Consider the following 13,922-nt stretch of genomic DNA (forward strand, 5'->3'; position numbering starts at 1 on the left):
CGACCCCATGACAGCGGTTTGAGGGAGATCCCGACCACCTCTGGGGTGACCCCGACGCAAAGCCGCGCGGGCAGGAGGGAGGATGGAGGTATGCAGACCCGCGCCGACCTACGCAACGTCGCCATTATCGCTCACGTTGACCACGGCAAGACAACCCTGGTTGACGCCATGCTGCGACAGGCCGGTGCGTTCCACGCCCGGGCCGAGATGGCCGACCGGGTAATGGACTCCATGGACCTTGAGCGAGAAAAGGGCATCACCATTCTCGCCAAGAACACCGCCGTACGCTACGTGCCGCCGGACGGCACCGATCCCGTGGTGATCAACATCATCGACACCCCCGGCCACGCCGACTTCGGTGGCGAGGTCGAACGCGGCCTCACCATGGTCGACGGGGTCGTCCTCCTGGTGGACGCGAGCGAAGGACCGCTGCCGCAGACCCGCTTCGTGCTCCGCAAGGCGCTCAAGGCCCGCATGCCGATCATCCTGGTGATCAACAAGGTGGACCGTCCGGACGCCCGGATCAAGGAGGTCGTCGACGACACGTACGAACTCTTCCTCGACCTCGACGCCGACGAGGAACAGATCGACTTCCCGATCATCTACGCCTGCGCCCGCGACGGCATCGCCTCGCTGACCCAGCCCGCCGACGGCACCGTCCCTGACGACAGCACCTCGCTGGAACCCCTGTTCCGCACCCTGCTCGGCACCATCCCGCCGCCGGCCTACACCGAGGACGCCCCGCTCCAGGCCCACGTCACCAACCTCGACGCCTCGCCGTTCCTCGGCCGGCTCGCCCTCTGCCGCGTCCGCGAGGGCATCATCCGCAAGGGCGAGACCGTCGCCTGGTGCCGCATCGACGGCACCACCGAACGGGTCCGGATCTCCGAACTGCTGATGACCGACGGCCTCGAACGGAAGCCCGCCGAGTCGGCCGGCCCCGGCGACATCATCGCCGTCGCCGGCATTCCCAACATCATGATCGGCGAGACGCTCGCCAACGTCGACGACCCGCAGCCGCTGCCGCTGATCACCGTCGACGAGCCGGCCATCTCGATGACCATCGGCACCAACACCTCGCCGCTGGTCGGCCGGGTCAAGGGCGCCAAGGTCACCGCCCGGATGGTCAAGGACCGGCTGGACAAGGAACTCATCGGCAACGTCTCGCTCCGGGTGCTGCCGACCGAACGACCGGACGCCTGGGAGGTCCAGGGCCGTGGCGAACTCGCCCTCGCCATCCTGGTCGAACAGATGCGCCGCGAATCGTACGAACTGACCGTCGGCAAGCCCCAGGTGGTCACCAAGGAGATCGACGGCAAGACCTGCGAGCCGGTCGAACGCCTCACCATCGACTCGCCGGAGGAGCACCTCGGCGCGATCACGCAGCTCCTCGCCACCCGCAAGGGCCGGATGGAACAACTGGTCAACCACGGCACCGGCTGGATCCGGATGGAGTGGCTGGTCCCGGCCCGCGGCCTGATCGGCTTCCGGACCGAGTTCCTCACCGACACCCGGGGCACCGGCATCCTGCACCACGTCTTCGAGTCGTACGAGCCGTGGTTCGGCGAACTGCGTACCCGCAACAACGGTTCGCTCGTCGCCGACCGGGCCGGCGTGGTCACCCCGTTCGCCATGATGAACCTCCAGGAACGCGGCGTGCTCTTCGTCGAACCGACCAGCGAGGTCTACGAGGGCATGCTGGTAGGTGAGAACTCCCGCTCCGACGACATGGACGTCAACATCACCAAGGAGAAGAAGCTCACCAACATGCGCTCCTCCACCAGCGACGAGACGGAGAAGCTGATCCCGCCGCGCAAGCTGTCGCTGGAGCAGGCGCTGGAGTTCTGCCGCGAAGACGAGTGCGTCGAGGTGACGCCGAACGCGATCCGACTGCGCAAGGTCGTACTCGACCAGAACGCACGCGGCCGGGCCGCGGCACGCCGCAAGCACGCCGGCTGACCCACCCACGGCCCCTCCCCCGGTCGGCCGCCGATCGACTACGGTCGGCGGCATGACCTGGGAGAGGCTCGACGCGGAGCTGGCCGACACAGCCGGCACGGTCTCGGTGTACGCGGGACGGCTTGACGCCGCACCCGCGTACACCCGACTGCCGCAGCGCACCCACTACGCCGCCAGCACCATGAAGGTCGCGGTGCTCGGCGCCCTCTACCGGGCCGCCGACACCGGCACCCTCGACCTGGACGCGCCGGTCCCGGTCGAGAACGAGTTCGACTCCGCCCAGCCCGACGCACCCCGGTTCCGCTGCGCCCCGAGCTACGACGACGACCCCGCCGTCTGGGCCCGGGTCGGCGGCGACGCACCCCTGCGCTGGCTCGCCCACCGCATGATCGTCCGGTCCAGCAACCTCGCCACCAACCTGATCCTCGGACACGTCGGCCTCCCCGCCGTCAACGCCGTCTGGGACCTCACCGGCGCCCACCACAGCCACACCGGGCGCGGCATCGAGGACTTCGCCGCCCGGAACGCCGGCATCGACAACCCGGTCACCGCCGCCGACCTCGCCACCCTGCTCGGCGCCATCGCCCGGGGCGCCCAGGTCCCCGGCCCGCTCGCCACCCCGGCGACCTGCGCCGCCATGCTCGACGTGCTCCTCGCCCAGGAACACCACGAGGACCTCGCCGCCGGCCTACCGGCCAACACCCGGGTCGCCCTCAAAAACGGCTGGGTACGCGGCGTCCGGCACGCCGCCGCAGTGATCTTTCCCGACGACGCACCCCCGTACACCCTCGCCGTCTGCACCAGCGACCACCCCCACGACGGCAAACCCGACCAGGCCGCCCGGCGGCTGATCGCGCACGTCTCCGCCACCGTCTGGGCCGCCCGCCGCGACCTCCTCCCCGACCGAACACCCCCCGAACGATGATCACCAGCCGGTAGGGTGCCGGAATGGCCATCGCCGCCGTCCGCACCCACCGGCTCAGCGCCCCACTACACACCCCGTTCGTCACCGCACTACGCCGAACCACCACGGTGCAGAGCCTGATCGTCGAGGTCGTCGACACCGACGGGCGCGCAGGCTTCGGCGAGGCACCCCAGGTCTGGCAGGTAACCGGGGCGTCAATCGCCGGGGCACAGGCATGCGTGGAGGAACTACTCGCCCCGCTCCTGATCGGCCGGGACGCCGACGACCTCGTCGCCCGCTGCACCGAACTGCACCGAGCCGTCGCCGGCAACGAGTCAGCCAAGGCCGCCACCGACACCGCCCTGCACGACCTGGCCGCCCGACGACTCGGCGTACCCCTGGTCCGGCTACTCGGCGGCACGCGCCTGCGGGTACCAACCGACGTGACCCTGGCCGCAGGCGAAGCCGGCGCACTCGCCGCCGCCGCCACGCACAGGATCGCCGAGGGCTTCACCGTACTGAAAATCAAGGTCGGCGCCGACGCCGCCGGCGACCTGGCCCGGGTACGCGCCGTCCGGTCGGCAGCCGGACCCGACACCCTGATCCGGCTCGACGCCAACCAGGGCTGGACCCCACGCGAAGCCGTCCGCGTCATCCGGGGCATCGAGGACGCGGGACTCGACGTGGAACTCGTCGAGCAACCGGTGTCCCGGTGGGACCTCGACGGACTCGCCTGGGTCAGCGACCGGGTCACCGTACCGATCCTCGCCGACGAGTCCGTCTTCGGGCTCCGGGACCTGGTCACCGTGATCCAACGGCGGGCAGCGGACATGGTGAACGTGAAACTGGCCAAGTGCGGCGGCCTCGGACCCGCGCGCGGCCTGCTGGAACTCGCCGCCGCACACGGCATGGGCACCATCGTCGGCTCGATGATGGAGAGCCAGATCGGCCTGGCCGCCGCCGCCAGTCTGGTCGCCGCGTACGGCACCAGCACCACCTCCGACCTCGACGCCGCCTGGTGGCTCGCCTCGTCACCGGTACGCGGCGGCATCCGCTACGACGGCGCCACCGTCGTCCTCGCCGACGCACCCGGCCTCGGGGTCGACGGTCTGGACTGAGCACCGGCACCGCTCCAGGCATCGATCCTTGCCGGTCGACGGCCGTTTCCGTAGGGTCGGCCGGAAAGGCTGGAGAGGTGGGTCCCAGGTGAGGACAGAGGCTGACACCGGATCACCACTCGACGCCGGCCCACCGGCCGGCACCCGGTTACAACCGGGCCAGGAAGCGGTGGTCCGGGTGGCGATCGCGACCCTCTGGGCCGGCCCGGAGGCGATCCGGGCGGTGGACGGGCCGGCACTCACCCCGTACACCACCGACATTCCGGGCTGGGTCTCCGGCATGACCGCCGAACAGCAGGTCGGTGACTGCGTGCTGAGCCAACTCCTGCTCGGCGAACGGGTGCTCGTCGAAGAGGTCCGGCCGGACGGGTGGGTACGCCTGATCGCCACCGAACAACCCGCGGCCAAACTCGACCCCCGCGGCTATCCCGGTTGGCTGCCGATAGGACAGCTCACCGCCGCACCAGCCGGCCCCACCACCGCGCCGCTCGTGGTCGACGCCACCGCGACCGCCCTGTACGCCGCACCGGAAGGCGAGGTGGTGCTCCCGGACGTGGCCCTCGGCACCCGACTCGCCCCTGCCGGGCCGGCCGACGGCGGTTGGCGCCCGGTGCACGCCCCCGGCCACCCGCGCCCCCTCTGGGTGCCCGACGACCATCTCGCCGCGCTCCCCGAGCGGCCACCCCACGCCACCGAGGTACTCGCGGTGGCGCACCGCCTGCTCGACGTCCTCTACCTCTGGGGCGGGGTCTCCGCGTACGGGATCGACTGCTCCGGGCTGGTGCACCTGGCCTGGCGCCGGTTCGGGGTCCACCTTCCGCGCGACGCCGACGACCAGGCCAACGCCACCACGCCCGTCCCGTTCGGCGCCGAACTCCCCGGTGACCTCTATCTTTTCGCCCGCCCCGGTCGCCGCGTACACCACATCGGCATCGTCAGCAGTCCGCCCGCCAGCGGCTGTGACCGGCGGATCCTGCACGCCTCGTACTCCCAGCGGCGGGTCGTGGAGGAGTCCGTCACCGGGGACCGCGAGGCGACCCTGGTCGGCGTACACCGGGTCCGCCTGCGCGGCGACGACCGGGCCGCCGGCACCCCGCACGGGGCGACCGACGGCCCGAACAGGTAGACCGCCCGGTCAGCGGCTGGCTTCGGCGAGTTCCTTGCGGCGGTCGCTGGCCGACTTGATCAGGCTGGCCACGGTCGCGACCGCGAGCGTGCCGAGGATGACCACCAGGGAGAGCCAGATCGGTACGTGCGGTGCCCACCCGACGTGCTCGCCGCCGTTGATGAACGGCAGGTTGTTGTCGGCGAGCGCCTCCAGCACCAGCTTGACCCCGATGAAGCCGAGCACCACCGCGAGGCCGATGTTGAGATAGACCAGCCGGTCGAGCAGTCCGCCGAGCAGGAAGTAGAGCTGCCGCAGCCCCATCAGGGCGAAGACGTTGGCGGTGAAGACCAGGTACGGGTTCTGGGTGATCCCGAAGATGGCCGGGATGGAGTCCAACGCGAAGATCAGGTCGGTGGTGCCGATCGCGATCATCACGACCAGCAGCGGGGTGAAGAGACGGCGCCCGTTCTCCCGCACGGTCAGGTGGCCGCCGGCGAAGTCGGACGAGATCGGCAGCGCCCGGCGGCTCCACCGGATCAGCAGGTTCTCCTTGAAGTCCTCCTCCTCCGGCTCACCCTGCCGGAAGAAGTTGATCGCGGTGTAGACGAGGAACGCGCCGAAGATGTAGAAGACCCAGGAGAACTGGGAGATCAGCGCGGCACCGGCGGCGATGAAGGCACCCCGCATCACCAGCGCCAGCACGATGCCGATGAGCAGCACCTTCTGCTGGTACTGCCGGGGTACCGCGAAGCGACCCATGATGATCACGAAGACGAAGAGGTTGTCCACCGAGAGGCTGTACTCGGTGAGCCAGCCGGTGTAGAACTCGGTCGCCGTGGAAAGGTCCGTGGTGAGCCAGAGCCCGACCCCGAAGATCAGGGCGAGCAGGACGTAGAACCCGACCCAGAGACTGGACTCACGGATACTCGGCTCGTGCGGCCGTCGTCCGATGATCAACAGATCAACGGTCAGCAGCGCGCCCAGCGCGATCAGCGTTACGACCCACACCCAGGTGGACACGTTCAGATCATTCCTCCGGCAGACACTCGGCACACCCGAAACGGCACACCCGTGCGGGCGTGCCGTCGCTGGTACTGCCGAATGTGGTGACTGTCGGAGGTCTCTTCCACCGGTGGCACCCGGAGCGATGTCCGCCTGCCACCGACCGACGGGCCGGGTCGATCACCGGACGAACCGGAAACCGACCGTGTTGACGACGCCGTCGCAGGGGAATACTCCCCTCCTCGTCCTCATCATCCCCCATGCCGTACTGATCGGGCACCTCGGGCGGATGCGTTCTTGCCCACCCTCGTGGTGCCGCGATCGGCAGTGCTCTGGTCGCCCTGCCACCGCTGGTGCGGGGACGTGTGGTCCACCGTTAGCGCAGTGACGTTCGGTGACGACCCGCACCGCCCGCTTGGCATCCTAGGAGGCTAGGTGTCACGGGCCACGCCGGGCGACCCGGGTTCACCACAACCGGTAACCCCGGGCTCCGGCGGTGGGACAACCATGAAAAGCTGTTCCGATGGTGCTCGAAGTTGCTCTGATTGATATCCTTCCCGGCCGCGAGGACGAGTTCGCCGCCGCCTACGCCGAGGGGCACAAGACCCTGCACGGCACGCCCGGTTGCCGGTCGGTCCGGATGACCCGGGGCGTGGAGTCGCCGTCCCGCTTCGTCCTGCTGGTGGAGTGGGACACGGTGGCGGCGCACGAGGAGAACTTCCGCGCCACCGACCGCTACGTCACCTGGCGGAACCTGATCGGCCCGTTCTTCGCCGCGCCACCCGTGGTGGAGCACTTCACCGACGTACCGGCCTGAGGCCCGCCGTTCTGTCGTACCCCGGGGCTAACCTTCCCGTCGTCCACAAGCGACGTGAGGGAGCCGACGCATGTACCGACAGGGCGACGTCCTCGTCCACCCGATCAACCCGGCCGAGGTTCCGGCCGGGTTGATCCCCGCCGGCCGGGACGCGCGAGGTCGGCTGGTGCTGGCCCGGGGTGAGGCGACCGGGCACGCGCACGTGGTCAACGGCTCCGGCGTCACCCTCTGGGCCCTGCCCGACCAGACCGAGCCGTCGTTTCTGCTGATCGAGGGCTACGGCCGGCTCGGTCACGAGGAACACGGGGCGATTCCGCTCCCCGCCGGCGCCTACCGGGTGGTTCGACAGCGGGAATACCTCCCCGGCGCCTGGCGGCCGGTGGCCGACTGATGACCACCGAAGCACGGTCGGACCGCGTCCTCCCCGGTCAGAGCACGCCTCGCTCCCCCGAGGCCGCCGGCCCTCCCGACGACCGCAGCGCCGCCGCGCTGGCCCGGACCGCCGACACCTGGCTGGCCCGGGGGCTGGCCACCGGCCCGGCCGACCGGGCGACCGCGGAGGCCGCCGTCCGGCGGGCGTACGCCAGCGCCGGGCTCGACGCACCCGAGACGATCATCTGGCTCGGCTCCCCGTACGCCGGCGCACTCGCGGCCGCGTTGCTCACCGACACCACCTCCGGCGCCGCCGGACCCGGCGGGTTCGGGGCCGCCGGGCCCGGCGGCCCCTCCCCGGTGACGCCACCACCACCCGGCGGTTCCGACGAGTCCCCGACCGGACGGGCACTGGCCGAGGTCACCGGGGCGATCCGGGCACAGGGACACGAGCCGCACCGCATCGTCACCGGCCGCTCCGTCCGAGCCCGCCTGCGCACCGCACCCTGGGCCGAGGTACGCGCCGACGCGGTCGCCCGGCTCGGCCCCGCCGGCTGGGCGGCCCACTGGGCGGCCGGCGGACAGCGGACCTGGCACCTGCTCAACGAGCGGGTGGTGACCCCGCTGCGGACCCGACTCACCGACGAGGTGACCCGGGAGATGCCGGCCGACCTGGTCAGCCGGGCCCGGACCGCCCTGCTCGACGTGGTGTTCGGGCAGCACGACGCGGCCTGGCTGAGCGCGTTCGACGACGATCCCCGAGTGGCCGGGCTGGCCGGGGTCGCGACCGCAGCCGGCTGGTGGTGGCCGTACGAACGGCTCGTGATCATGACCGAACGGCCGCTCCGCGTCGAACGGGACAACCTCGGCCGGCTGCACCACGGCGACGGGCCGGCACTGGTCTACCCGGACGGCTTCGGCCTGCACGCCTGGCGGGGCATGCCGATTCCGGCCGACGTCGCCGCCGAGCTTCCCCGGCTCACCGTGGACCGAATCCGGGCCGAACGCAACGCCGAGGTACGGCGGGTCATGCTCGAACACTTCGGCTACGACCGCTACCTGCGCGAGAGCAAGGCCAGAGCGATCCACCGCGACGAGTACGGCGTGCTCTGGCGGATCGAGCTGCCGCAGGACGAACCGCTGGTGATGGTCGAGGTGGTCAACGCGACCCCGGAGCCGGACGGCACCAGCCGCACCTACTGGCTGCGGGTGCCACCGCAGACCCGGACCGCGCACGCCGGGGTCGCCTGGACCTTCGGTCTGACCGAGCAGGAATACGCCCCGCTCGTCCAGACCTGAACCAGAACGGGTCAGCGCAGGGCGCCGGCCGGTACGCCCCATCGGGCACCGGCCGCGCCCGGCGCCGGAATCCGCTCCAGGACCCCGCCGGCGAAGACCTCGTAGAGCGGCAGCGTCTTGAGGTGCACGTACCCGATGTGGCAGTCGCAGGCGACGTTCGGACAGGGACGTGGGGCCAGTGCCGGCCGGTACGACCCGTCGTAGAGGTTGCCCAACGGGGTGTCGACGAAGTGACACCGCCGCACTGTTCCGTCCCCCCGGACCGAGATGACGCTCTCACCGGCCCGGCACGGTGCTCCGGTGGAGGGATGCGGCCGGACGCTGTAACCAAAGAGCGGGTCGATCGCGGTCCACTCCGCCTCCTCGGCGGCACTGTAGGTCCACCCGTCTGCGGCGTTGACCCAGAGGTACACCTCGTCCGGCAGGGCGGCCCGCAGTGCCCTCGCCTCGTCCAGGTGGGCCGGCAGCCCGACCACACCGACGGAATGGCGTACGCCCAGCTCCACCAGACGCGTACAGCGGCGCAGGAAGGTCGCCTGGTCCACCTGCCCCGGGTGGTAGGTCGCCCAGAGCGCCACCGCCTCCCGGTCCGCGTCGGCCAACCACTCCAGCCGGCCGGCGAGATTGGTCTGGATCGCGACCCGGCTCACCTGCGGCAGTCGGGAGAGCGTGACCATCGCCTCCCGGTACCAGGAACGGGTCAGTCCCTCACCCCACGGGGTGAAAAGCACCGAGATCTGGTCGTCGTCGGGATTGCGCACCACCCAGTCGACGAACCGGTGCAGCGCCTCCCGGTCCGCGCGCAGTTGCACGGGACTGTCCCGACGCTTGGCGAACGGGCAGTACGGGCAGTCGTAGTTGCAGCTCGCCAACGGCCCACGGTAGAGGATCGAGAGGTTCACCGCAGTGCGTACTCCGCCATCGCGAGACGCACCGGCCCGGAGACCAGCCAGGGGCCGATCGCGTCGGCCCGTTCCAGCCCGGTGTCGGTCAACGCCAACCGTCCGGTCCCGGAGGTCAGCCAGCCCCGCTGCGCCAACTGGTCCAGTTGGGGGAAGTCGTCGGCGACAGCGGTGCCGAACCGGTCGTGGTACGTCCCCGGCACGAAACCCTCCGCCCGCAGCAGGGACTTCACCAGCCAACGCCGCCGCTGCTCGACCTGGTCGAGTCGGAAGCCCACCTCGGCCACGTCGAAGTCGCTCTCCGGACGGCGCAGATAGTCGTCGATGATCGCCCGGACCTGCCCGATACCGACCGCGTAGTCGAAGGAGTAGTGCAGGTCGGTGGTGTAGGAGCGGGCGCCGCAGCCGAGCCCGACCATGCCGTCGTCCTGACAGCAGTAGTCGGGCCGGTCACCCCCGACGCCGCCCGACGCCCCGACCGGCCCACCTGCGGCGTCGGCGGTCCCACTCGCGGCGTCGTCCGTGGGCAGGTCGGCCCGGCGGAAGTGACGCAGCGAGAGCTGGCGGTAGCCGGCTGCCCGGAGGGCGTCCCGCCCCTGCCGGTACAGGTCGAGCCGCTGCCGGTCCCAGCTCTCGTCCCGGGCTGCCGGGGCGTCGTCGAGCGCGACCGGCGCGGCCCCGCCACTGACACCGCCACTAACACTGACACCGCCACCGGCACCGGCACCGCGCCGGCCGAGTCCGGTGAGCGGACGGACGTAGAGCGGGTAGAGGAAGACCTCCTCCGGCCGCCAGGCAAGCGTCGCGGTCAGCGACTGCGCCCAGGTTCCGGCCGTCTGGCCCGGAATGCCGTAGATCAGGTCGAGGTTCAGCTCCACCTGGTCGTACGCCCGGATCGTGGCCAACGCCCGCTCGACCTCGGTGCGCCGCTGCGGGCGACCGGCGGCGTGCGCCTCCCGGTCGAGGAAGCTCTGCACCCCCATGCTGATCCGGCTGGTGCCCCGCTCGGCGAGCACCGCGATCCGGTCCGGGGTGGCGGTGGCCGGCGAGGTCTCGACCGCCATCGGCACCGAGCCGAGCCGGGCACCGAAACCGTCCAGTACGTCGAACATCGCGGTCAGCTCGACCGCGGTCAGGTACGTGGGGGTGCCGCCGCCGATCGCCACCCGGGCGAAGTCGGCGTCGCCACCGAGCGCGTCCCGTACCCGGCGCGCCTGCCGGGCCAACTGGTCGAGATAGCCGCTCACCTGCTCGGCGGGCGGGTTCGCGCGGGTGAACAGGTTGCAGAACCCGCAGCGCATCTCGCAGAACGGCAGGTGCAGGTAGAGGAAGAGGGCCTCGCGGCGCTCACCGGCCCAGACGTCGGCGAGCGCCGGCCGTGGCCGCAGCGGCCGGTACGCGGTCTTGTGCGGGTACGCGTACAGGTAACCCTGGTACGGCGAGCCGTCCAGACCGGTCGGCTCGCTCACTCCCAGTCCCCCGGCTTGCCCCAGTCTCCGGGTGCGAGCACGAACTGCGCGTACGGCACCGTCCACACCACCTCGTGGCCGAGCCGGTGTCCACTGTGGCCTTCCTCGCCGTACGCGGTGCCGTGGTCGGCGCAGAGCACCACCAGGCAGGGCCGGTCCCGGGAACTGGCCAGGGCGAGGAGCCGGCCGATGTGGCGGTCGACGTACTCCAGGGCGGCGGCGTGACTGTCCCGGCTGTCCCGGTCCGCGCCGGGCAGGTAGTGCCGGTTCGGCTGGTGCATGGCGGCCACGTTGACAAAGAGGAAGAGCGGCCGTTCAGCGGGGACCGTCGGTACGACGGTGGCGATGCGGTCGAGTTGCGCCTCGAAGCAACCCGGCGCCGTCACCCCGAACTCGGGTTCCCAGTGCGCCTCGGCGAAGAGCCCGGGCAGGACCGCGCCGAGCGGTGGCTTGCGGTTGAAGAAGCCGACACCGCCGACGCAGACGGTGTGGTAGCCGGCCGAGGCGAGCGCCGTCACCACATCCGGGGCGTCGAAGACCCAGGTCTCGTCACCGGTGCTCTCGCTGCCGGGGAAGGCCGCGGCAAAGAGCCGGGGATGGGGTCCGGGCGTGGTCGGCGTCGGCAGAAAACCCGCGAAGAACGCCTGGTGGGCGGCGTAGGTGAAGCTGGCTGGGCTGTGCCGGCGCTGCCAGCCGTCGGGCAGTGCCCGCGCCAGGTTCGGGGTCCGGCCGGTGGCGATCAGCTCGGCGGCCACGTCATAGCGGAGTGTGTCCAAGGTGACGAACAGCAGGTCGTGGCTGCCGATCAGGTCCTTCATCCGGCCCACCCCCTCCGAGCGGCGGCCACCGCCAGCTCCGCCCGCCAGCGGTCGAACCGACCGTCGCACAGCGCGTGCAGTTGCGCGGCGCAGCAGTCCCGCCCCGCGTGGTCGAACAGGTTGGGCAGCAGGTCGCCGAAAGCGTTCACCTCGGCCACCATATGCCGCCGCCAGTCGATGCCGATCATCAGGTCGACCCCGGCGTGCAGGCTGCCCGGGAAGCAGGCCGCGGCGCGTACGCAGTCGCGCAGCGCGGCGTCGTACGCCGGTTCTCCCATCGCCGCACGGACCGCGCCCAGGTCGCCACGGTCGTTGCCGAGATGCAGATTGGTCAGCGGTCCGCGACTGGTCCGGACCACCACGTGCCCCGGCTCGCCGGCCACCACCAGCACCCGCAGGTCGATCGTCCGGCCGCCCAGGCCCGCCTTGGGAAACCACCGCTCGACGTGCAGGCCGTCCGGGGCGAGCCGGTCCACAATCGAGGCCACCTCACGCTCGTCGCGGTAGCGACGTACCCGCAACGAGTTGAAGAGGCGACCGTCGGCCGCCAGCTCGACCGAGGTGGTCGCCTGCACCCGGCCCGGTGCGACCTCCAGGGCCAGCACCCCGGATGCGGACGAACCGTGCGTCGGCTTCACGAACACCCGCGACCAACCGGCGGTACGCATCAACGCGCGCAGGTCGCGGTAGTCACCGGGTGGGGACGGCAGGGCCGGCGGCACCGGCACCCCGGCGCCGGCGAGCCGGGCATGGCAGGCCCGCTTGTCGAACATGACCGCGATGTCGTCGGGATCGTTGAGCAGGCTGGCCCCGGCGGCCGTCGCGGCTTCGGTCAACCGGGCCAGGGCGGCCCGCAGCCCGGCGTACCAGGCGGCGGAGCCGATGATCTCGCCGTGCGCGGCCGGAGTCGCGGCTCCGCGCAGCAGCCGGTCGACCTCGGCGTCCTCGCCGGGCGAGTCGACCCGGACGATCGCCCCGTGGGGAAGCCGGACCGGGCCGGCCGCCAGCTCGCGCCAGGGCAACGGGACGACCTGCCCGGGCCAGCCGACCTCGGCGGCGGCCCGGAACGCGTCGACCCGCCGGTTGCCCGGATTGCCGACCACGACCAGCGGTGTGCCGTCGGTCATTCCGCCACGGCCACGTACCGGTCGCCGTCCTGATCGGCTTCCTCCGCGTCGGAGAGGTCGACCTCGACCCCGGGCAGCTCCTCGACCAGCCGCGCGGCCAGGTCCGGGCTGAGGTAGTGGTGGTGCAGGTCGAGCCGGCGCAGGTGGGTCAGCGGCTGCCCGGCGAGCAGCGCCGCCGCACCCTCGTCGCCGAGGATGCCGAGCGACAGGTCCAACGTGTGGAGCCGGGCCACCACCGGGGCACCGGCCAGTGCCGCCGCCACCTGGTCGGCGATCTCCGCGTCGCGCAGCCCCAGGTAACCCAGCTCCGGCAACCGGGTGCCGGCCAGAATCGGCGCGAGGTCCGCCACACCCGCGTCGCCGAAGTACTCGTCGGTGCCGAGCCAGAGTTCGAGGTGGGTCAGCGCCGGCAGGTCGGACTCGGCGACGCCGCGTACCACCGTCGCGGGCAGGCCACCGGACTCGAAGGCCAACTCCCGCAGGGCCGGATGCCGGGTCGGGGTGAACGCCAGGCCGTCCGAGCCGCGCACCCGCAGGGTTTCCAGCTCCGGGTACGCCGCCAGCAACGGCGTCACGTCCGTCTGCTTGATCCAGGAGATCTCGCATTCCTCGGAGGTCATCTCGCCGAGGAAGAGTGCGCGCAACCCGGTCAGCCGGGGCGCCAACCCGACCAGCAGTTCGACCGGGGCCACCTCCTCGTACGCGGAGCCCCACTGGCCGATGATCAGCGCCTGGACAGCGTCGGGTCCGACCTCGTGGAGAAACTGCTCGACGAGTCGGGTGAAGTCCTCCACGGAGTCGTCGTAGTCGGCGGTCAGCTTCCAGGCCACCGCGCCAGGATCGGGCGGCAGCGCCGCCTCCGGCTCGAAAACGACAACCGGTCGGCCGGCGAACTCGGTGACGTGCGTGCTGATGGTCATGTACGCGGTCTCCCGGTCGTGGGGATGCGGGCGGGCGACACCATAGCAAGCCCGACCGACACCGCACCCCCGTCCACACCGTCCGCCAAAGGGTAAGGAAGGGCCCC

General features: G+C 71.4%; 13 protein-coding genes. 7 read left to right on the plus strand and 6 right to left on the minus strand.

Annotation, left to right across the window (positions count from 1 at the left end):
- The first annotated feature begins 90 nt into the window (after positions 1-90).
- From typA to ACIBF5_RS00935, 4 genes are all read left to right on the plus strand, one after another.
- Positions 91-1,959: a translational GTPase TypA gene (typA, locus tag ACIBF5_RS00920; protein ID WP_396806748.1), complete on the plus strand. Its 1,869-nt coding sequence runs from the start codon at positions 91-93 to the stop codon at positions 1,957-1,959.
- Between the two features lie 52 nt (positions 1,960-2,011).
- On the plus strand, positions 2,012-2,884 hold the full coding sequence (locus ACIBF5_RS00925) for a serine hydrolase (RefSeq protein ID WP_396806750.1): 873 nt from the start codon (positions 2,012-2,014) through the stop codon (positions 2,882-2,884).
- A 23-nt stretch (positions 2,885-2,907) separates the two neighbouring features.
- On the plus strand, positions 2,908-3,981 hold the full coding sequence (locus tag ACIBF5_RS00930; RefSeq protein WP_396806752.1) for a mandelate racemase/muconate lactonizing enzyme family protein: 1,074 nt from the start codon (positions 2,908-2,910) through the stop codon (positions 3,979-3,981).
- An 88-nt stretch (positions 3,982-4,069) separates the two neighbouring features.
- Positions 4,070-5,107: an NlpC/P60 family protein gene (locus ACIBF5_RS00935; RefSeq protein ID WP_396806755.1), complete on the plus strand. Its 1,038-nt coding sequence runs from the start codon at positions 4,070-4,072 to the stop codon at positions 5,105-5,107.
- 9 nt (positions 5,108-5,116) lie between these two features.
- Here the strand turns inward: ACIBF5_RS00935 and ACIBF5_RS00940 are convergent, their stop codons facing one another.
- Complete coding sequence (locus ACIBF5_RS00940; protein WP_396807345.1) at positions 5,117-6,115, minus strand: TerC family protein; 999 nt, start codon at positions 6,113-6,115, stop codon at positions 5,117-5,119.
- Positions 6,116-6,614: 499 nt separating this feature from the next.
- On the opposite strand from ACIBF5_RS00940, the gene ACIBF5_RS00945 reads away from it, so the two are divergent.
- From ACIBF5_RS00945 to ACIBF5_RS00955, 3 genes are all read left to right on the plus strand, one after another.
- Entirely contained in the window at positions 6,615-6,908 is a 294-nt protein-coding gene (locus tag ACIBF5_RS00945; RefSeq protein WP_396806757.1) for an antibiotic biosynthesis monooxygenase family protein, read from the plus strand.
- Positions 6,909-6,978: 70 nt separating this feature from the next.
- Positions 6,979-7,299 (plus strand): hypothetical protein, encoded by a 321-nt coding sequence (locus ACIBF5_RS00950; protein ID WP_396806759.1) that lies wholly within the window; start codon positions 6,979-6,981, stop codon positions 7,297-7,299.
- On the plus strand, positions 7,299-8,579 hold the full coding sequence (locus tag ACIBF5_RS00955; protein ID WP_396806761.1) for a DUF6745 domain-containing protein: 1,281 nt from the start codon (positions 7,299-7,301) through the stop codon (positions 8,577-8,579). Before ACIBF5_RS00950 ends, ACIBF5_RS00955 begins: the two co-directional genes overlap by 1 nt.
- An 11-nt stretch (positions 8,580-8,590) precedes the next feature.
- On the opposite strand, the gene ACIBF5_RS00960 is transcribed toward ACIBF5_RS00955, so the two are convergent.
- From ACIBF5_RS00960 to ACIBF5_RS00980, 5 genes are read right to left on the minus strand one after another with little or no spacing between them, the layout of a single operon-like run.
- Entirely contained in the window at positions 8,591-9,481 is an 891-nt protein-coding gene (locus tag ACIBF5_RS00960) for an STM4011 family radical SAM protein (protein WP_396806763.1), read from the minus strand.
- Positions 9,478-10,950, minus strand: a complete 1,473-nt coding sequence (locus ACIBF5_RS00965; RefSeq protein ID WP_396806765.1) for an STM4012 family radical SAM protein — start codon at positions 10,948-10,950, stop codon at positions 9,478-9,480. The genes ACIBF5_RS00960 and ACIBF5_RS00965 overlap by 4 nt, the downstream gene beginning before the upstream one ends.
- Positions 10,947-11,768 (minus strand): STM4013/SEN3800 family hydrolase, encoded by an 822-nt coding sequence (locus tag ACIBF5_RS00970; protein ID WP_396806766.1) that lies wholly within the window; start codon positions 11,766-11,768, stop codon positions 10,947-10,949. Before ACIBF5_RS00970 ends, ACIBF5_RS00965 begins: the two co-directional genes overlap by 4 nt.
- Complete coding sequence (locus ACIBF5_RS00975) at positions 11,765-12,895, minus strand: STM4014 family protein (RefSeq protein ID WP_396806768.1); 1,131 nt, start codon at positions 12,893-12,895, stop codon at positions 11,765-11,767. Before ACIBF5_RS00975 ends, ACIBF5_RS00970 begins: the two co-directional genes overlap by 4 nt.
- Positions 12,892-13,815, minus strand: coding sequence for an STM4015 family protein (locus tag ACIBF5_RS00980; protein WP_396806770.1), 924 nt, complete (start codon positions 13,813-13,815; stop codon positions 12,892-12,894). Before ACIBF5_RS00980 ends, ACIBF5_RS00975 begins: the two co-directional genes overlap by 4 nt.
- Positions 13,816-13,922: the final 107 nt, after the last annotated feature.

This window comes from Micromonospora sp. NPDC050417 (assembly GCF_044458865.1).
Lineage (GTDB): Bacteria > Actinomycetota > Actinomycetes > Mycobacteriales > Micromonosporaceae > Micromonospora_G.

Coding starts and splice junctions, on each gene's coding strand:
- typA (WP_396806748.1), top strand. CDS start 91: ATGCAGACCCGCGCCGACCTACGCAACGTCGCCATTATCGCTCACGTT.
- ACIBF5_RS00925 (WP_396806750.1), top strand. CDS start 2,012: ATGACCTGGGAGAGGCTCGACGCGGAGCTGGCCGACACAGCCGGCACG.
- ACIBF5_RS00930 (WP_396806752.1), top strand. CDS start 2,908: ATGGCCATCGCCGCCGTCCGCACCCACCGGCTCAGCGCCCCACTACAC.
- ACIBF5_RS00945 (WP_396806757.1), top strand. CDS start 6,615: ATGGTGCTCGAAGTTGCTCTGATTGATATCCTTCCCGGCCGCGAGGAC.
- ACIBF5_RS00950 (WP_396806759.1), top strand. CDS start 6,979: ATGTACCGACAGGGCGACGTCCTCGTCCACCCGATCAACCCGGCCGAG.
- ACIBF5_RS00955 (WP_396806761.1), top strand. CDS start 7,299: ATGACCACCGAAGCACGGTCGGACCGCGTCCTCCCCGGTCAGAGCACG.
- ACIBF5_RS00970 (WP_396806766.1), bottom strand. CDS start 11,768: ATGAAGGACCTGATCGGCAGCCACGACCTGCTGTTCGTCACCTTGGAC.
- ACIBF5_RS00975 (WP_396806768.1), bottom strand. CDS start 12,895: ATGACCGACGGCACACCGCTGGTCGTGGTCGGCAATCCGGGCAACCGG.
- ACIBF5_RS00980 (WP_396806770.1), bottom strand. CDS start 13,815: ATGACCATCAGCACGCACGTCACCGAGTTCGCCGGCCGACCGGTTGTC.